General features: G+C 71.0%; 17 protein-coding genes. 8 read left to right on the top strand and 9 right to left on the bottom strand.

Annotated features, from left to right (window positions below):
* Positions 1-6: 6 nt before the first annotated feature.
* Entirely contained in the window at positions 7-1,260 is a 1,254-nt protein-coding gene (locus ACFWJO_RS15795) for an HpcH/HpaI aldolase/citrate lyase family protein (protein WP_386865371.1), read from the bottom strand.
* Between the two features lie 154 nt (positions 1,261-1,414).
* On the opposite strand from ACFWJO_RS15795, the gene ACFWJO_RS15790 reads away from it, so the two are divergent.
* Positions 1,415-2,329 carry a TerD family protein gene (locus ACFWJO_RS15790; protein WP_386865369.1) on the top strand — a complete coding sequence of 305 codons (915 nt, stop codon included), beginning with the start codon at positions 1,415-1,417 and terminating at the stop codon, positions 2,327-2,329.
* A 71-nt stretch (positions 2,330-2,400) separates the two neighbouring features.
* On the opposite strand, the gene ACFWJO_RS15785 is transcribed toward ACFWJO_RS15790, so the two are convergent.
* The 6 genes from ACFWJO_RS15785 to ACFWJO_RS15760 all read right to left on the bottom strand — a co-directional run bounded on the left by ACFWJO_RS15785 (position 2,401) and on the right by ACFWJO_RS15760 (position 6,869).
* Entirely contained in the window at positions 2,401-3,135 is a 735-nt protein-coding gene (locus ACFWJO_RS15785; protein ID WP_386865368.1) for a Tellurium resistance, read from the bottom strand.
* 138 nt (positions 3,136-3,273) lie between these two features.
* Positions 3,274-4,422 carry a DUF475 domain-containing protein gene (locus ACFWJO_RS15780; RefSeq protein WP_386865366.1) on the bottom strand — a complete coding sequence of 383 codons (1,149 nt, stop codon included), beginning with the start codon at positions 4,420-4,422 and terminating at the stop codon, positions 3,274-3,276.
* A gap of 30 nt (positions 4,423-4,452) precedes the next feature.
* Positions 4,453-5,028, bottom strand: a complete 576-nt coding sequence (locus ACFWJO_RS15775; RefSeq protein ID WP_386865364.1) for a TerD family protein — start codon at positions 5,026-5,028, stop codon at positions 4,453-4,455.
* 96 nt (positions 5,029-5,124) lie between these two features.
* The gene (locus ACFWJO_RS15770; RefSeq protein WP_384417313.1) at positions 5,125-5,700 is read right to left on the bottom strand and encodes a TerD family protein; all 576 of its coding nucleotides are present in this window, start codon (positions 5,698-5,700) and stop codon (positions 5,125-5,127) included.
* Positions 5,701-5,840: 140 nt separating this feature from the next.
* Positions 5,841-6,299 carry a peroxiredoxin gene (locus tag ACFWJO_RS15765; protein ID WP_386865362.1) on the bottom strand — a complete coding sequence of 153 codons (459 nt, stop codon included), beginning with the start codon at positions 6,297-6,299 and terminating at the stop codon, positions 5,841-5,843.
* A 147-nt stretch (positions 6,300-6,446) separates the two neighbouring features.
* Complete coding sequence (locus ACFWJO_RS15760) at positions 6,447-6,869, bottom strand: DUF3052 domain-containing protein (protein ID WP_384417316.1); 423 nt, start codon at positions 6,867-6,869, stop codon at positions 6,447-6,449.
* 414 nt (positions 6,870-7,283) lie between these two features.
* On the opposite strand from ACFWJO_RS15760, the gene aceE reads away from it, so the two are divergent.
* Complete coding sequence (aceE, locus tag ACFWJO_RS15755) at positions 7,284-10,016, top strand: pyruvate dehydrogenase (acetyl-transferring), homodimeric type (RefSeq protein WP_386865360.1); 2,733 nt, start codon at positions 7,284-7,286, stop codon at positions 10,014-10,016.
* Between the two features lie 142 nt (positions 10,017-10,158).
* On the top strand, positions 10,159-10,923 hold the full coding sequence (locus tag ACFWJO_RS15750) for a potassium channel family protein (RefSeq protein ID WP_386865359.1): 765 nt from the start codon (positions 10,159-10,161) through the stop codon (positions 10,921-10,923).
* Here the strand turns inward: ACFWJO_RS15750 and ACFWJO_RS15745 are convergent.
* Both ACFWJO_RS15745 and ACFWJO_RS15740 read right to left on the bottom strand, forming a co-directional pair.
* Positions 10,904-11,392: a peptidase inhibitor family I36 protein gene (locus ACFWJO_RS15745; protein WP_386865357.1), complete on the bottom strand. Its 489-nt coding sequence runs from the start codon at positions 11,390-11,392 to the stop codon at positions 10,904-10,906. The genes ACFWJO_RS15750 and ACFWJO_RS15745 overlap by 20 nt on opposite strands.
* Before the next feature lie 127 nt (positions 11,393-11,519).
* On the bottom strand, positions 11,520-13,142 hold the full coding sequence (locus ACFWJO_RS15740; RefSeq protein ID WP_386865355.1) for an MFS transporter: 1,623 nt from the start codon (positions 13,140-13,142) through the stop codon (positions 11,520-11,522).
* A 127-nt stretch (positions 13,143-13,269) separates the two neighbouring features.
* Between ACFWJO_RS15740 and ACFWJO_RS15735 the strand changes: the two genes are divergently transcribed.
* From ACFWJO_RS15735 to ACFWJO_RS15715, 5 genes are all read left to right on the top strand, one after another.
* The gene (locus ACFWJO_RS15735; RefSeq protein ID WP_386865353.1) at positions 13,270-13,896 is read left to right on the top strand and encodes a TetR family transcriptional regulator; all 627 of its coding nucleotides are present in this window, start codon (positions 13,270-13,272) and stop codon (positions 13,894-13,896) included.
* A 258-nt stretch (positions 13,897-14,154) separates the two neighbouring features.
* On the top strand, positions 14,155-15,366 hold the full coding sequence (locus ACFWJO_RS15730) for an alpha/beta hydrolase (protein ID WP_386865351.1): 1,212 nt from the start codon (positions 14,155-14,157) through the stop codon (positions 15,364-15,366).
* A gap of 76 nt (positions 15,367-15,442) precedes the next feature.
* On the top strand, positions 15,443-16,309 hold the full coding sequence (locus tag ACFWJO_RS15725) for a DUF4429 domain-containing protein (RefSeq protein WP_386865349.1): 867 nt from the start codon (positions 15,443-15,445) through the stop codon (positions 16,307-16,309).
* Positions 16,310-16,398: 89 nt separating this feature from the next.
* The gene (locus tag ACFWJO_RS15720) at positions 16,399-17,790 is read left to right on the top strand and encodes a sensor histidine kinase (protein WP_386865348.1); all 1,392 of its coding nucleotides are present in this window, start codon (positions 16,399-16,401) and stop codon (positions 17,788-17,790) included.
* A gap of 40 nt (positions 17,791-17,830) precedes the next feature.
* Complete coding sequence (locus ACFWJO_RS15715) at positions 17,831-18,511, top strand: response regulator (protein WP_386865346.1); 681 nt, start codon at positions 17,831-17,833, stop codon at positions 18,509-18,511.
* Positions 18,512-18,654 lie beyond the last annotated feature (143 nt).

The following is an 18,654-nucleotide window of genomic DNA, read 5'->3' as shown; positions in this document are numbered from 1 at the left end:
CCGGCGTCAGCCGGCGAGTCCCGCGGTGAGCAGCTCCACGAAGCCGACGTCCTCGCGGGCGACGCCGAAGACCTCGGCGCGCCGCAGGGTCCGCTCGGCCCACGCGCGGTGCGGCTTCACCTCGTTCATCTTGTTGGTGTACGCGGAGCGGAGCACTCCGCCACCGCCTCGTTCCGGCCTCAGGATGTCCTGGGCGTCGCTGAACTCCTCGTGGCTGACCACGGACAACGCGTGGACCGGCACCACGTGGGTGGGGTGGATGCAGGTCTTGCCGAGGAGGCCGTTGGCGCGGTCGAGTTCGATCTCGCGCAGCAGTCCGTCGAGGTCGTGCTCGATGAGCGTGGTGCGCAGGTCCTCGGCGCGGCCCTCCAGGAAGGGGCTGCGGCGCAGCTGTGGCTTGAACATGCGCTCGCCGGGGCGGAAGTACTCCCACACGGGTCCGGTGACGGTGAAGCCGGTGCCGTCGGCGCGGCCGAGGACGTTGACGACGTCGCCGATGACGGCGGCGACGATCTGGACGTCGTAGGCGGTCATGAAGGGCGAGCGGCGCAGGCCGTAGTTGGAGCAGAAGTCGGTGACGCCGAGGCGGAGCGCGAGGATCCGCTCGCGGTACTTCCCGGTGAGGGCGGCGATGCCGGCCAGGGTCTCGGCCCGGGTCTCCAGGTGGAGCAGTTCGGGCGACTCCAGGACGGGCATCGCGAAGAGCCGGCGGCCGCTGTCGCGCTCGGCGACGGCGAGCGCTTCGAGGAAGGGACGGCCACGGGTCTCGGTGAACTTGGGAAGTACGAATCCGGACAGCAGCCGTACGGTGTCGCCGAGCCGGGCGACGAGGTCGGTGATCTGCCGGGGTTCGCGGACCCGGATGAAGAGCAGCGGCAGCTCGCCCCCGTCGCTCCCGGCCGCGTCCACGGCGCCGTCACCGCCCGCCGGCCCCTCGCCGGCCCCGTCCCGTGCCCCGGTGGACGCGCCCCGTGCGGTGCCCGCGGCCAGCTCGGCGAACTGGCGGACCAGGTTGGCCTCGCCCGCCTCCACCTCGGCGTCGCTGATCGAGTCCTCGAGGCAGAGGACCATCGAGGCCACGCCGCGAGCACCCTGCTTGCGCACGTCGTCGGCGAGCCTCGGCCGCGTGGCCGGGCTGTAGAGCGTGGCGCCGAGCGCCACGGCGAGCGTGTCCGCCGGCGAGTCCGCCGTGAACACGGCGGGCTCCTGGTGGAACAGCGCGGCTCGCGCGGCGGCCGGGATGTGCCCGAAATGACGCATGTTTCTCCCCCGACTGCCGGAACGGCCCCTGACGACATGTGGCCGGTAATAGTACGTAGGTGAGGGTGTCCGTAGTTCCCCGCGTGCGTGAAGTTCAGGTAACTCGTCCGCATCCGGCCCCCCGCGTTGTCCGGAAGGCGGCCGGGCAGGGAAGATGACGGGCATGACGCACGCGATGCTGAAGGGCTCCAACGTCCCGCTCGACACCGCGGCCGTACGGGCCGTGCTCCGCTGGACGCCGGGTACCGGGGTGCCCGACGTGGACGCCTCGGCCCTGCTGGTGGGCCCGGACGGGCGCGTGCGGTCCGACGAGGACTTCGTCTTCTACAACCAGCCGCGGCATCCCTCGGGTCTGGTGCGCCATCTGGCGAAGCAGCGCGGCCCGGAGGGTCTGACGGACACGGTGGAGGCCGACCTCGGCCGGCTGGACTCCGCGGTCGACCAGGTGGTGATCGCCGCGTCCTCGGACGGCGGCACCTTCCGCGCCGTCTCCGACCTGCGGATCCTGCTGTACGACGCGACGCCGGGCGCGGGTGCCGATCCGCTCGCGGTGTTCGACGTGTCGGCGGAGACCGGCGAGGAGACGGCGATCATCTGCGGCGAGCTGTACCGGCGCGGTGAGGGCTGGAAGTTCCGCGCGGTGGGGCAGGGCTATCCGACCGGTCTGGTCGGGCTCGCCACCGACTTCGGCGTGTCGGTCGACGACGCGGCGGAGGGCGGTCCGGCCGCGGAGTCCGCCCCGGACCCGGCCGCCGCTTCGGGCACGGACGCGTCCCAGGCCTCCTCCGCGGCCACCGGCTCCGCCTCCGCGGCCACCGCCTCCGGCTCCCCCTCCGGCCAGGATCCGGCGCACGACCCGGACGCCACGGTCGTCCGCGCTCCCGGCGTGCCCTCGACGCCTCCGCCGCCGCCCGTGCCGCCGCAGCCCACGGCGCCTCCGGCTCCGGCACCCGCCTACGGCTATCCGCAGCCGACCGGAGCGCCGGCCGGCGCTCCCGCGTACGGCTACCCGCACGCGGCCCCGGAGTTCCGGATGCCGCCGATGGGTCCGCAGTTCGCCAGGCCCTGACGCGCGGCGGGCGCACGGCCGGCCGCACCGCCGGTCGCACCGCCGGTCGCACCGCCGGCCCCGCGTGAGGATCAGGTCTTGGACTTGTAGCCGCGGCCCCACTGCATGCCCCAGCCGTACAGCCGGTCCAGTTCGGCCTGGAAGCCGTACACGAACCGCACCTCGCGGCGGACCACGAGATCGCCCTTGACGTTGTCGACGGAGAAGACGGCGCAGGAGCGGGCCTGCGGCGCGTCCTCGTCGAGCTCGATCTCGATGCGGGGGCCGTTGCTCGGGTAGAGGGTGACCTTGGCGTGGGTGCGGTCGAAGGCCGGCGTCTGGTCGTAGATGTAGACGAAGAACAGCAGTCGCTTGATCGCGTCGCGGTGGTCGAGGTTGACGAAGATCGTCTCGCCGGAGCCGGAGCCGAACCGGTCGTCGCCGCTGAGCTTCACGTACGGCGGCTCGTTCAGCTCGCCGTAGAAGCCGCCGAGCGGCTGCACCACGCCCCTGCTGCCGTCGGCCAGTTCGTACAGGCAGCCCAGGTCGAGGTCGACGTTGACCATGCCCTGGGTGTGGGCCTGGACCTCCTCGGGCTTGAAGAGCCGGGAGGGGTGGCGGAGGAGACTGGTGGACTGGCGGCGGCGGTCCTCGATGTCGGAGCTCCGCATCCGCCAGGAGAGGTTGACCCGGAGGTTGCCGGTGGCGGCGCCCTGCTTGGTGAGGGAGACCGTCGGACGGCGTCTGGTCAGGTCGATGGAACCGCCGGAGTCGCCCGAGTCGAACGGCTCTCCCCGTCCCGGAAAGAGATTGTCGAAGAAGCCCACGGCTCCGCACCCCCCACGCTCGGTCCACCCCTGTCCTGTGCCGCGCTCACACGCCGCGGGGCGGCCGGGTGCTCCCGGCCGCCCCGCAGTGAAGCGTTCCTCATTGCCGGGGTGGTCACACCCCGATTGTCGGAGGTGTCACACCCCGGACGTCACTTCGGCCTTGTCGTCCGAGGCGTCAGCTTTTCCCTCGGCCGCCGCGAGCGCCTTGTTGCGGCGGACGGAGGACCAGAAGGACCAGGCGATCAGGGCGACGCCGATGCCGCCGGTGACGATCTCCGGGATCTCGTACTGGATGGTGACCATGAGGACCACGGCCAGGGCGCCGATCGCGTAGTGGGCGCCGTGCTCCAGGTAGACGTAGTCGTCGAGGGTGCCCTGGCGGACCAGGTAGACCGTGAGCGAACGGACGTACATGGCGCCGACACCGAGGCCGAGGGCCATCAGGACGATGTCGTTGGTGATGGCGAAGGCACCGATGACGCCGTCGAAGGAGAAGGAGGCGTCGAGGACTTCGAGGTAGAGGAACATGAAGAAGGCGGCCTTGCCGGCGAGCTGGACCGCCGAAACCTTCTTGCCGCTGCGCTTGGCCTCTTCCTCGGCCTCGTGCTCGCGCTCCTCTTCCTCCTCCAGCTTGTTCTCGAAGTAGCCGGAGAGTCCGCCGACGACGAGGTACGTGATGAGGCCGGCGACACCGGAGATGAGCACCGTCTGCGCCTTGTCGACGTGCGCGCCGCCGTGCTGGTGGGCCTGGGTCGCGAAGGTCATCGCGGTGATCAGCAGGACGACGAGCGCGATGCAGACCGACAGCATGTCGACCTTGCCGAGCTTGGCCAGCGGGCGCTCGATCCAGCGCAGCCACTGGATGTCACGCTCCTCGAAGATGAAGTCGAGGAAGATCATCAGCAGGAACATGCCACCGAAGGCGGCGATCGACGGGTGCGCGTCGGTGACCAGTTCCTGGTACCTGTCCGGGTTGTTGAACGCCAGGTCGACGGCCTCGATCGGGCCGATCTTGGCGCTGATCGCGACGATCACGACGGGGAAGACCAGACGCATGCCGAAGACGGCGATGAGCACACCGATCGTGAGGAAGATCTTCTGCCAGAAGGCATTCATCTTCTTCAGGATTCCGGCGTTGACCACCGCGTTGTCGAAGGAGAGCGAGATCTCGAGGATGCAGAGGATCGCGACGACTCCGAACGCCTCCCACCCCCCGTAGATCACGCCGGCGACCAGGCCGAGCGCGGTGATCGCGAACGACCAGCCGAAGGTTTTCAGAACCACTGTCTACCCCATCGTGATATTTACGCGGCTTTACGAAACGTTGACCCCGAAGTCTAGAGCGATGCCCCGAAGGCCGGACGCGTACCCCTGACCCACGGCCCGGAACTTCCATTCGCCGTTGTAGCGGTAGAGCTCCCCGAAGATCATCGCGGTTTCGGTGGAGGCGTCCTCGGAGAGGTCGTAACGCGCGAGTTCCTGTCCGTCCGCCTGGTTCACCACGCGGATGAAGGCATTGCTGACCTGTCCGAAGGTCTGGCCGCGATTGTCGGCCTCGTGGATGGACACCGGGAAAATGATCTTGTCGCAGTGCGCCGGGACCTTGGTGAGGTCGACGATGAGCGACTCGTCGTCGCCGTCGCCCTCGCCGGTGAGGTTGTCACCGGTGTGCTCGACGGAGCCCTCGGGGCTCCTGAGGTTGTTGTAGAAGACGAAGTACTCGTCGCCGAGCACCCGTCCGGACTGGCACAGCAGGGCGCTGGCGTCGAGGTCGAAGGGGGCTCCGGTGGTGGAGCGCGCGTCCCAGCCGAGACCCACGAGCACCTGGGTGAGATTGGGTGCGGCCTTGGAGAGGGAGACATTGCCTCCCTTGGCGAGCGTGACGCCCATGACGGTGGTTCCTCCCCGGGGTTCTGCGGATGCGCGATGAGGCGCGTCCGGCGCCGCACGGAAGGTGCGGCGCCGGACGGGATGCGGTGCGTCGGCTCAGACGTTGACGCCGAAGTCCTGCGCGATGCCGCGCAGGCCCGAGGCGTAGCCCTGGCCGACGGCGCGGAACTTCCACTCCGCGCCGTGGCGGTAGAGCTCGCCGAAGACCATGGCGGTCTCGGTCGAGGCGTCCTCGGAGAGGTCGTAACGCGCGATCTCGGCGCCGCCGGCCTGGTTCACCACGCGGATGAACGCGTTGCGGACCTGGCCGAAGGACTGCTGGCGGTTCTCGGCGTCGTAGATGGACACCGGGAAGACGATCTTGGCGACATCGGCGGGGACGCCGGCCAGGTTGACCTTGACCTGCTCGTCGTCGCCCTCGCCCTCACCGGTGAGGTTGTCACCGGTGTGCTCGACGGAGCCGTCGGCGCTCTTCAGGTTGTTGAAGAAGACGAAGTCCTGGTCGTTGCGGACCTTGCCCGCCTCGTTCACCAGGATGGCGCTGGCGTCGAGGTCGAAGTCCGTACCGGTGGTGGTGCGGACGTCCCAGCCCAGACCGACGGTGACGGCGGTCAGGCCAGGGGCCTCCTTGGTCAGCGAGACGTTGCCGCCCTTGCTGAGGCTGACTCCCACGAGTCCCTCCATTGGTTTCCAGGGGCAGCGCCCCCAGTCGTGCGTTGGCATCGGATCAACGACTGGATCCTAGTGACGGGTTCCCAGTCGAAACAGACGTTTCGCCCGAGTGTTGGCGGGCGATCCCCCTGGACGGGGCCTCAGAGGGCCGCCAGGGCCTTGGCGTACTCGTCGGTGTCGCGGGCGTCCGGGAGGGCGTTGACGACCGACCAGCGGACCACGCCGGCCCTGTCGAGGACGAAGGTGCCGCGCACCGCGCAGCCCTTGTCCTCGTCGAACACGCCGTACGCGCGGGAGACCGCGCCGTGCGGCCAGAAGTCGGAGAGCAGCGGGAACTCCAGGTCCTCCTGCTCGCCGAAGACGCGCAGGGTGTGCATGGAGTCGCTGGAGACGGCGAGCAGCTGGGTGTCGTCGTTGACGAACTCGTCGAGGCGGTCGCGCAGCGCGCGCAGCTCGCCGGTGCACACACCGGTGAAGGCGAAGGGGTAGAAGAACAGCAGGACGTTCTTCGTGCCGCGGAACGAGGACAGCCGCACGGTCCGGCCGTGGTTGTCCTTCAGCTCGAAGTCGGGGGCCTCGGCCCCGATCTCGATCGCCATCGCTCACGCATCCCTTCGCGGACGGGCCGGCCCCTGGGCCGAAACGGTGAAACCCACCCTAAGGGGCCGGGGGGCCGCGCCCGGCCGGGCCCTGACGCGCGGGAGCCCCCGCCGGAGTCGGCGGGGGCTCTGCGCAGCGTAGGGGGATCAGCGCTTCGGAGTGCCGAGGCGGGTGCCCGTCCAGTCCTTGGCGACGCTGATGCTCTTGGTCTGGGAGAGACCAGCGGTCTGCGCGGCATCGTTGATGTCGCTCGGCTCGATGTAGCCGTCGCGGCCCGTCTTCGGCGTCAGCAGCACGATGTGGCCGCTGTCCTCGAGGAGACCGATGGAGTCCACCAGGGCGTCGGTGAGGTCACCGTCCTCGTCACGGAACCACAGCAGCACGACGTCGGCGACGTCGTCGTAGTCCTCGTCCACGAGATCCTGGCCGATAAGGGACTCGATGCCTTCACGGAGATCGAAGTCGACGTCGTCGTCGTAGCCGATCTCCTGGACCACCTGTCCGGGCTCGAACCCCAGCCTCGCCGCCGGGTTGGTCCGCTCCTCCGCGTGGTCCGCGGTCGCGCTCACGGCTTGCCTCCTGCTCATGTATCGGAAAATGCCTCGCCACGCGCGGGCGCGCGGCGCTGGCCGTAGTCCACACGTGCCGGGGCGGATCGCGCAAGTACCCGGCCGATGAGACCGCCGAAACGGTGACGTTTGGGGCCGTCTCGCCGCAACTTCCGGCGAGGACCCGTCGCGCTCCGTGACAAGGCACTCACTCTTCGCCCCGCTTTGTATGTCTCTGCGGCTTCAGTCTGCCGAACGGACTGGCGGAACGCATGCGCGGGATGGGCGTAAGGTTGCGATTTGACCGGACAAGGCACCCCGCGAGGGTTACCGCTCGGTAAAGATGACGTTTGCCGTCGGCGGGGTACACGATGAACATCCCGGCCCCGGCGGGGTTTCCGTCCCGTGGGCTCCACCGACCAGCGAAGGAACAGCGTGGCTTCCGCATCCGATCGCAACCCGATCATCATTGGCGGCCTTCCCAGCCAGGTCCCGGATTTCGACCCGGAAGAGACCCGGGAATGGCTCGACTCCCTGGACGCCGCCGTCGACGAGCGGGGCCGGGAGCGCGCCCGCTACCTCATGCTGCGGCTGATCGAGCGGGCCCGCGAGAAGCGGGTGGCCGTGCCCGAGATGCGCAGCACGGACTACGTCAACACGATCGCCACCCGCGACGAGCCCTTCTTCCCGGGCAACGAGGAGATCGAGCGCAAGGTCCTCAACGCCACCCGCTGGAACGCGGCCGTGATGGTCTCGCGCGCCCAGCGCCCGGGCATCGGCGTCGGCGGCCACATCGCCACCTTCGCGTCCTCCGCCTCGCTGTACGACGTCGGCTTCAACCACTTCTTCCGCGGCAAGGACGAGGGTGACGGCGGCGACCAGATCTTCTTCCAGGGCCACGCCTCCCCCGGCATCTACGCCCGCGCCTTCCTGCTCGACCGGCTGAACGAGACGCAGCTCGACGCCTTCCGCCAGGAGAAGTCGAAGTACCCGAACGGCCTCTCGTCCTACCCGCACCCGCGGCTCATGCCGGACTTCTGGGAGTTCCCCACGGTGTCGATGGGCCTCGGTCCCCTCGGCGCGATCTACCAGGCCCGGATGAACCGCTACATGGAGGCCCGCGGCATCGCCGACACCTCCAGGTCGCACGTGTGGGCCTTCCTCGGCGACGGCGAGATGGACGAGCCGGAGTCGCTGGGCCAGCTGACCCTGGCGGCCCGCGAGAACCTCGACAACCTCACCTTCGTCGTCAACTGCAACCTGCAGCGCCTCGACGGCCCGGTGCGCGGCAACGGCAAGGTCATCCAGGAGCTGGAGTCGGTCTTCCGGGGCGCCGGCTGGAACGTCATCAAGCTGATCTGGGACCGCTCCTGGGACCCGCTGCTCGCCCAGGACCGCGACGGCATCCTCGTCAACAAGATGAACACCACGCCGGACGGGCAGTTCCAGACGTACGCGACGGAGACCGGCGCGTACATCCGCGACCACTTCTTCGGCGACGACCAGCGGCTGCGGGCCATGGTCGAGCACATGACCGACGACCAGATCCTGCACCTGGGCCGCGGCGGTCACGACCACAAGAAGATCTTCGCGGCGTTCTCCGCGGCCAAGGCCCACAAGGGCCAGCCGACGGTGATCCTCGCCAAGACCGTCAAGGGCTGGACGCTGGGTCCCAACTTCGAGGGCCGCAACGCCACCCACCAGATGAAGAAGCTGACGGTCGACGACCTCAAGGGCTTCCGCGACCGGCTGCACATCCCGATCACGGACAAGCAGCTGGAGGAGGGCCTGCCGCCCTACTACCACCCGGGCCGGAACTCCGAGGAGATCCAGTACATGCACGACCGCCGCAAGGCGCTCGGCGGGTACGTGCCCACCCGCGTGGTCCGCTCCAAGCCGCTGGTGCTGCCGGACGACAAGACCTACGCCGCCGTCAAGAAGGGCTCGGGCCAGCAGTCCATCGCCACGACGATGGCCTTCGTCCGGCTGCTCAAGGACCTGATGCGGGACAAGGAGATCGGCAAGCGCTTCGTGCTGATCGCGCCGGACGAGTACCGCACCTTCGGCATGGACTCGTTCTTCCCGAGCGCCAAGATCTACAACCCGCTCGGCCAGCAGTACGAGGCCGTGGACCGCGAACTGCTCCTCGCCTACAAGGAGTCCCCGACCGGCCAGATGCTGCACGACGGCATCTCCGAGGCGGGCTGCACCGCCTCCCTGATCGCCGCCGGCTCCGCGTACGCCACGCACGGCGAACCGCTCATCCCGGTCTACGTCTTCTACTCGATGTTCGGTTTCCAGCGCACCGGCGACCAGTTCTGGCAGATGGCCGACCAGCTCGCCCGCGGCTTCGTGCTCGGCGCCACCGCCGGCCGCACGACGCTCACCGGCGAGGGCCTCCAGCACGCCGACGGACACTCGCACCTCCTCGCCTCGACGAACCCGGCGTGCGTCGCCTACGACCCGGCCTTCGGCTTCGAGATCGCGCACATCGTCCAGGACGGTCTGCGCCGCATGTACGGCCCCGAGGCCGAGGACGTCTTCTACTACCTGTCGGTCTACAACGAGCCGATCCAGCACCCGGCCGAGCCGGCGGACGTGGACGTCGACGGCATCCTCAAGGGCATCCACCTCTACCGGAAGGGCGAGACCGGCGCGATCCCCGCGCAGATCATGGCCTCCGGCGTCGCCGTGCCGTGGGCCCTGGAGGCCCAGCGGATCCTCGCCGAGGAGTGGAACGTCCGCGCGGACGTCTGGTCCGCCACGTCCTGGAACGAACTGCGCCGCGAGGCCGTGTCCGTCGAGGAGCACAACCTGCTCCACCCGGACGAGGAGCAGCGCGTGCCGTACGTGACGCGCAAGCTGCAGAGCGCCCAGGGCCCGTTCGTGGCGGTCTCCGACTGGATGCGCTCGGTGCCGGACCAGATCTCCCGCTGGGTGCCGGGCCGCTACACCTCGCTCGGCGCGGACGGCTTCGGCTTCGCGGACACCCGCGGCGCGGCCCGCCGCTACTTCCACATCGACGCCCAGTCGATCGTCCTCGCGGTCCTGACCGAACTGGCCCAGGACGGCAAGGTCGACCGCTCGGCCCTGAAGCAGGCCGTGGACCGCTACCAGCTGCTCGACGTCTCGGCCGCCGACCCCGGCCCCGCGGGCGGCGACGCCTAGCAGGCCAGGGCCGCGCGGCGACGGCAGGAGGACGCGCATCACCTGCCGAGGACGCGCATCGCCTGGTGAGGGCACGTATCACCTGGTGAGGGCGGTGGGACCGATGGTCCCGCCGCCCTTCGGCGTTCCCTACGATGCCGGGATGAAGGAACGCTGGGAAGAGCGCACCCAGACGCCGCTGCTGGTGCTGGCCGTGGCGTTCGGGATCGCCTACGCCGTACCGATCGTGGCACCGGACGCCGCCCCCTGGGTGCACCGGCTGTGCACCCATGTCGAGTGGGCGGTGTGGGCCGCGTTCGCCCTGGACTACCTCGTACGGCTGGCGCTCGCCCCGGCCCGCTGGGCCTTCGTGCGCAGCCATCCGGTGGACCTGCTCGCGGTGCTGCTGCCGATGGTGCAGCCGCTGCGGCTGCTTCGGGTGGTCTCCACGCTCCTCCTGGTGGGCCGGCGGGCCCGGATGGCCCCGCAGATAACGCTCACCACCTATGTGGCGGGCGCGGTGGTCGGGCTGATGATGTTCGGCTCGCTGGCCGTGCTCCATGTGGAGCGGGACGCGCCGAACGGCAACATCAAGACGCTCGGGGACGCGGTCTGGTGGTCCTTCACCACGATGACCACCGTCGGTTACGGCGACCACGCCCCGACCACCGGTCTGGGCCGGGTGCTCGCGGTGGGCCTGATGCTGTCCGGCATCGCGCTGCTCGGTGTGGTGACGGCCAACATCGCCGCCTGGTTCATCGCGCGCTTCGACCGGGACGACGAGGTCGAACGCCGGCAGACCGAGCTGCTGGAGGCGCTGACCCGGGAGGTGCGGGAGCTGCGGGCCGAGGTCGCGCGCCTCTCGGCGCCGCCCTCCGGCACCCCCGACGGACCGGAGCTGCCCGCCCCTATCTCTCCCAGATCTTGAACGCCCGGACCTGGTAGGGCGTCTGCGGCACCCAGGTGCCGCGCCCCGGATAGGTCTCGAACTCGCCGGTCTCCGCGCACGTCGGGGACTGGTACGTGGTGACCGGCCGGCCCGTGCGGTTGGCCAGGGACTGGGCGCTCGTCCCGGCCGGCAGGGCGACGCAGCTCTCGACGTCGACCGCGGCCAGCTCGTGCGCCTGCGCGCGGCCCTTGAAGTCGGCCTTGGGCCACAGACACAGCTGGCCGGCACCGCATGCGCCGAGCACCGTGCCGGACGCGGCGGCCGGTGCTGGTGCGGCGGCCGTGACGGCTGCCGGTGCGGCGGCCGGTGCTGGTGCCGCTGCCGGAACGGCGGGCGTGACCGCCGTCGGCGCCGCGGCGGTCGCGGCCGTCGGAACCGCTGCGGTCGCCGGGGCCGTGAGCGCGGCGGTCAGAACGGCCGCCGCGGCGAGAAACGTCTTCGTGTACATGCAGGTGAACCCCCGTCTCGTAACTCTCCGTAATCACGAGCATGGCGAAGAGATCCGGGGGACGGAAGAGGGGCCGCCCCCGTTCCCACGAACGGGTGACGGCCCCCTACGGGAACCCTGAGGGACGTCAGATGTGCGCCGCGCCCACGCCCGCCTCCGCGTTCTCGCCGCGCTTGGTGAGCGTGGCGACGAGCGCCGCGACGACGGCCACGACACCGGCGACGGTGAAGGCCAGGCCCATGCCGTCCATGAACGTGTCGTGGATGACCTTGCCGATGGTCTGGAACATCTCCGGCGTCATGCCGGGCGCCTTGGCCAGCTCCGGCGGCACCATGCCGAACTCGGCCGCCTGCTCCAGGCGCGGGTCGGCGGGCACCGGGATGCCGGCGTCCTTCCAGTTCTCGGCGAAGGCGCTCGACACCTTCGACGACATGACCGCGCCGAGCACCGCCGTGCCGAGCGCGCCGCCGACCTGCATCGCGGCCTGCTGCAGACCGCCGGCCACGCCGGACAGCTCCAGCGGGGCATTGCCGACGATGACCTCGGTGGCACCGACCATGACCGGGGCCAGGCCCAGGCCGAGCAGCCCGAACCAGAGCGACATCGCGAGGTTGCCGGTGTCGGCGGTGAGGGTGAGCATGCCGAACATGGCGGCGGCCGTGCAGACCATGCCGCCGACCAGCGGGACCCGCGGGCCGAACTTGGTGATCAGCGCGCCGGCCAGCGGCGAGGAGACGATCATCATGCCCGTCAGGGGCAGCAGCGCGAGCCCGCTGTCGACCGGGCTGAGGCCCTTCACGCCCTGGAGGTAGAAGGTCACGAAGAACAGGCCGCCCATGAAGGCGAAGGCCATCAGGACCATGAGGACCACACCGGCCGAGAGCGGCACGGAGCGGAACATCTGGAGCGGGATGAGCGGCTCCCTCACCTTGGTCTCCCAGAGGGCGAAGACCGCGAAGAGGACAACGGCGCCGATCAGGCAGCCCCAGGTCTTGCCGCTGCCCCAGCCCCAGGACTCGCCGGCCTTGATGATGCCCCAGATGAGGGCGGCCATCGCGGCGGAGAGCAGCACGATGCCGAGGATGTCGAAGGAGCGCGGGGCGTTCTCGGCGCGGTGGTCCTTGAGGATCACCAGGCCGAGCGCCAGCGCGAGGACACCGACCGGCACGTTGATGAAGAAGACGGACTGCCAGCTCTGGTGCTCGACGAGCAGGCCGCCGACGATCGGACCGCCGGCGGTCGAGGCGCCGATGACCATGCCCCAGATGCCGATGGCCATGTTGAGCTGCTCGGCCGGGAAGGTGGCGCGCAGCAGGCCGAGCGCGGCCGGCATCAGCAGGGCGCCGAAGAGGCCCTGGAGCACGCGGAAGGCGATGACGAGGCCGATGGAGTCCGACAGGCCGATCGCGCCGGAGGCGAGGGCGAAGCCGGCGATGCCGATGAGGAAGGTCTGCCGGTGGCCGAAGCGGTCACCGAGCTTGCCGGCGGTGATCAGCGCGACGGCGAGCGCGAGCAGATAGCCGTTGGTGATCCACTGGACCTCGGCGAGCGACGCCTGGAGGTCCTCCTTGATGGCGGGGTTGGCGATCGCGACGATCGTGCCGTCGAGCGCCACCATCATCACGCCCACGGCGACGGCGAGCAGGGTCAGCCACGGGTGGCCGCGCAGTCCCTTCGCCGGGGCCGTCTCGGGCGCCCGGCCGCCCCCCTGACCCTGCGGGGCCTTTTCCACGGTGATCTGACTAGTCATGCGATCGAGGCTAGTGTCAGTCACTGACAATTGACAAAGCGATTCACGCGCCGGTAACTGTCACGTAGCTCACAGGTACCCTGAGCCGGACGAAGTGGCGAAAAAGCAGCGCGGAGAGGGCCCGACCATGACCGTTCCCGGCCTGCGCGAGCGCAAGAAGCAGCGCACCCGCGACGCGTTGATCCGGGTCGCCCTCGAACTGTTCACCACCCAGGGCTTCGAGCGGACCACGGTCGACGAGATCGCCGACGCCGTCGACGTCTCCCAGCGCACCTTCTTCCGCTACTTCGCCACCAAGGAGGACGTGGCCTTCGCCGTCCAGCAGATGGTGGAGGAGCGCTTCGTCCGGGCCCTCGCCGAACGCCCGCCCGAGGAGGGCCCGTTCGACGCGATGCGCAACGCGGTCCTCGGCGCCTGGGACACCATTGGCGAGGCGATCGTGGAGGTGGTGCCCGTCGAGCTGTACCTGCGGACCTTCCAGAGCATCGAGTCGACGCCCGCCCTCCTCGCCGTGCACCTGCGCCGTTCCACGGAGATGGAGGAGACCATCGCCCAGCTGATCGCCGAGCGCGAGGGCCTGGACGTGGACGAGGACCCGCGCCCCCGGATCGCGGTCGCCGCGTTCAGCGGCGTGATGCGGGTGACCGGGCAGCTGTGGGGACGCAGCGAGAACCCCACCCTGGAGTCCATCCGCGCCCTCACCGAGCACTACCTGGACCACCTGGCGCCGGCGCTGGAGCCGCACTGGCGCTAGGCCGCCCTTCCGGACCCTGACCGGGTCCGCGCCTGATCCGAAGGAAATGGGTCGGATCCTGGCCGGGTCCGCGCCTCACCCGAAGGAAACGGGTCAGATCCCGGCCGGGTCCCCACCTGAACCGAAGGAAACACCCCCGGCCCGGAGCGAGCTCCGAGTACCGCCACGCACACGCACCGTCACCGCGCCACTCGGGGCGGAGTGATCCGCGTCACTCGCCGCACGGGCCCGCCCCGCCGCCCCCTAGGGTGGCGGCCAATGCCTTCCTTCGACTCCTCCCCCACCCTCACCGCCTGGCGGATGCTGCTCGCCCTCGCCGTGGTGTTCGTGCTCCTCGCGACGACCGGGTGGACCACGATCCGGCATCAGCGCACGCCGGGGCCGACGCGGGAGGAGGCGCTCCTCTCGTGGACGCACGACCGGATCGGCCACCGCGCGCTGCCCGACCCGAAGGCGCCCGCCCGGACGGTCGCCGCGTTCTTCGCCGCGATCGGCCCGGCGCAGGCCGCCCGGCTCGCCGACACCCATCCGTTCGTCGTCGGCAACCTCAACGGCGTCCCCGTCACCCTGCGCTACCGCGCCAACCGGGAGTCCCTGTCCCGCGCCCTGGCCGCCGAGCGCGACCGGGTGGACGACCCGCGGCTCACCGCCGAGGGCCGCCACCAGGCCGTGCGCCGGGTGCACCGCTTCACCAGCCTGATGCGGCCGGGCCGGCAGATCCTCGCCTTCGACCCGACGGGCACCGGACGGACCGCGGAGGTGCTCGGCGACCTGGAGCGGGCCCGGCGGATCTCGGTGATCGTGCCCGGCGTCGACACCAACCTGCTGACCTTCCAGAAGACCGCCCGCCGCTACTCGGCGCCGGCCGGCATGGCGGACGCCCTGTACGCCGCCGAGCGCCGGGCCGATCCCCGTACCCGTACCGCCGTCATCGCCTGGGCCGACTACACCGCGCCCGTCGGCGTCGGCATCGAGGCCGCCATCGGGCGGCTCGCCGCGAACGGCGCCGTACGGCTCGTCGACCTGACCGCCGCCCTGCCCGGTGACGCCCCGGTCACCCTCTTCTGCCACAGCTACGGCTCCGTGCTGTGCGGCGTCGCCGCGCCCCGGCTGCCCGCCCGGGTCACCGACCTGGTCGTGGCCGGCAGCCCCGGCATGCGGGCCGAGAAGGCCGCCGACCTCGGCACCCGGGCCCGGATCTGGGCCATGCGGGACACCGACGACTGGATCGCCGACGTGCCCCACATGGAGCTCGGCGGGGTCGGCCACGGCGCCGATCCGGTGGCGCCGGAGTTCGGCGCGCGACTGCTCTCGGCGGAGGGCGCCGCCGGTCACGCCGGCTACTTCGAGCCGGGTACGAGCAGCCTGCGGAACTTCGCCGCGATAGGGGTCGGCGCGTACGGCACTCTGACCTGCGCGAGCGCCGACAGCGCTTGCCTCGGCGGAATTTCCGGCGGTGCGGCCGTCTGACGCGCGTAGATCACGGCGGATTTACGGTGGTCGTGAAGGGGCGACGTCGGGGCATACGCCACATACGATGAGGCGTATGGGTGATGTGCTGGCCGGAATTCATGCCACCTGGGAGTTCGAGAGCGACGCAGTCGTCATCCGCTTCGAACGGGGGATCCGAACGCCGAAGCTCCTCAACGCGCTGCGCGAACGGCGCATCCCGCACGAGGCGCTGGCATCGGTGACGCTCTCCCCCGGGAAGCGGGGCACCGTCGTGCTCCACGCCGTGCCGCGGGACGGCGCCGATCCGCTGATGGAAGCGGCCGCAGGGCAGCTCAAGGACGGCAGCGACCCCTACCGTCTCGTGCTGCCCGCCGAGCGGGAGACGCTCGCCGAGTACTACCGCGACGAGCTGCGCACCGCGATCGCGCCGTACGAGGACCTGGGCCCGGCGGACCGCTTCCTGGTGGCGGCGCCCGAGGGACCGCAGTCCTTCAAGGCGTACGACGGGAAGGCGAGCTTCGACGGGACGGCGGAGATCTCGTTCCGCTGGTTCTGGACGGGCGCCTCCTCGGAGAAGTGGAAGGCGGGCGACCAGACCTTCCGGGTGCGGGAGCTCAGCGGCGTCGAGTGGCGCTCGCCCGAGATCCTCGACGGCTATCTGCGGCTCGTGCGCCGCGACGGCCACGACGCGCGCCCGGTGCAGCCCGACCACGACCCGGCCTCCGTCGTCTTCGGCCTCGGCTACGGACCGGTGCACGAGTCCCTGCCGTTCGCCGCGTCCGTGCTCGCCGCGATCCGCGGCGCGTCCGACCGGGTGCCGGTCGCGGTGCAGGCGGCGCCGCACCGGGACCCGGCGGGAGTTGCGGATAGGATCCGCCACCTCGGCGAGCTGCATCAGGCGGGGCTCGTGACGGACGAGGAGTTCTCCGCGAAGAAGGCGGAACTGCTCGCGGAGCTGTAGCGCTCGGGGGTCGTACCGCGGTATGACCCACCGGCCCCCACTCCGGTATGACGTTCCCGCCCGCCCCCGCTGCCTACGCTGGGCGGGCCATGGAAAAGGAACAGGAACAGCCGCGCACGCCACGGTCCGGAGCGCGGGCCCGGACGCCCGGAGCCTCATCCCGGACGCCGGCACGTCCGGCCCGGACGCCCGGAGCCTCAGCGCGGACGCCCGGCGCCCGGGCCCAGGAGCTGCTCCGCAGCTTCGGGACCGCCCTCGCGACCCCCACCGGACCCGGCGAGCCGCTGCTCGCCCGGGCGTCCTCCCGATGGGTGCGCCTGCTGCCGTACGGCGTCGCCGTCGTGCTGGTCGCGGCCCTGCTGCCCGTCACCGTCACCGTGCTGGTGAACGAGTACGACGTCAACGGCGCCGTCGCCGGGGCCCTCGCGACCGCGCAGACCGTGCCGTTGCTGCTGGCCGTCACCCGGCCGCTCCAGGCCTGGTGGGTGATCGTCGTGGCGGACGTCCTGGGCGGCTTCGTGCTGCTCGGCTCCGACTACCACCAGCTCCCGTGGCCGTGGACGCCCACGGTCGTCGTCGGCTACCTCTTCCTGATGCTCGCCCTCGGACTGCGCGAGTCCCGGCGCGCCCTGGTGGGGGTGTGGCTGGTGACCGGCGCCGCGGGAGCCGTCTTCGAACTCATCTCGCCCGGCCGCCCCGGCGACGGCATCATCGTGCTGCTGTTCGTGATCAGCGGGATCCTGCTGCTCCTCACCGCGACCCTGCGCGGGCGCGGCGAGGCGGAACGGCGCCTCGTCGAGCAGGAGACCATCAGCGAGGCCGAGCGGGCCCGCCGCACCCTCCTGGAGGAGCGGGCCAGGATCGCCCGGGAGCTGCACGACGTGGTCGCCCACCACATGTCGGTGATCACCGTGCAGGCGGACTCCGCCCCATACCGCATCCCTGACCTGCCGGACGCGGCCCGCGAGGAGTTCGCGTCGATCGCGTCCGGGGCGCGCGAGTCGCTCGCCGAGATGCGGCGGCTGCTCGCGGTGCTGCGCAGCGAGGGCACGGAGGGCGAGCGGGCGCCGCAGCCCGGCCTCGACCGGCTGCAGCAGCTGGTGGAGGCGACGGTACGGGCGGGGGTTCCGGCCGAGCTGTCGATGGCGGCGGACCTCGGGGAGTTCGTCGAGGTGCCGCAGGCGGTGGACCTCTCGGCGTACCGGATCGTGCAGGAGGCCCTGTCCAACGTCGTCCGGCACGCGCCGGGCGCCGTGACCCGGGTGTCCGTGCGGGCCGACGGGAAGGGCTGGCTGACCGTCCTGGTCGTCAACGGACCCACCGCGGAGCGGACTTCGCCGCTGGAGGGCGGCTCGGGCACCGGGCACGGCCTCGTCGGGATGCGCGAGCGCGTACGGTTGACCGGCGGCTCGCTGGACACCGGGCCGCTGCCGGACGGGGGCTTCCGGGTCGCCGCCCGGCTGCCGCTGACACCTCCCTGACGCACCCCGCCGAACCGCTGACGACCCCGAAGGGCGCCCCGTGACCATCCGCGTGATCATCGTCGACGACCAGGCCATGGTGCGGGCGGGCTTCGCCGCCCTGCTCTCGGCGCAGACCGACATCGACGTGGTGGGCGAGGCGCCCGACGGCCGGCAGGGCGTGGAGGTGGCCCGTACGACCCACCCGGACGTGGTCCTGATGGACGTGCGGATGCCCGAGATGGACGGACTCGCGGCGGCCCGGGAGATCCTCGACCCTCCGCCGGGCGTCGTGCACCGGCCGAAGGTCCTCATGCTCACCACCTTCGACGTGGACGACTACGTGTACGAGGCGCTGCGCGCCGGCGCCTCCGGCTTCCTCCTGAAGGACGCGCCGCCGGCCGACCTGATCGCCGCGGTCCGGGTGGTCGCGGCGGGCGAGGCGCTGCTCGCGCCCTCGGTCACGAAGCGGCTGATCGCCGACTTCGCCGCGACCCGGCCCGCGCCGCGCGGCGACCGGGCCGCCCTGCGTCTCAACGGGCTCACCCCGCGCGAGACGGAGGTCCTGGAACTGATCGCCCGGGGCCTGTCGAACCAGGAGATCGCCGACCACCTGGTGCTCGCCGAGCAGACCGTGAAGACCCACATCGGGCGGGTGCTCGCCAAGCTGGACCTGCGCGACCGGGCGCAGGCGGTGATCTTCGCGTACGAGTCGGGTCTGGTCACGCCGGGCGGCCAGTAGCCGGCGAGGCGGGGGAAAACCCCACCCCCGTCCTGGGGCAGGCCGCTCGTCCGCCCCCTACCCCGGTATCACTTCACGGTTGGCGCCCCGGTGTGACGTGCCGTCACCCGTCCGCTTCCTACCTTCCTCTCGCTCACGACGAC

The organism is Streptomyces sp. NPDC127092 (assembly GCF_042722475.1).
In the GTDB taxonomy this organism is placed as follows: domain Bacteria; phylum Actinomycetota; class Actinomycetes; order Streptomycetales; family Streptomycetaceae; genus Streptomyces.
This window is presented reverse-complemented; position numbering and strand designations above follow the sequence as displayed.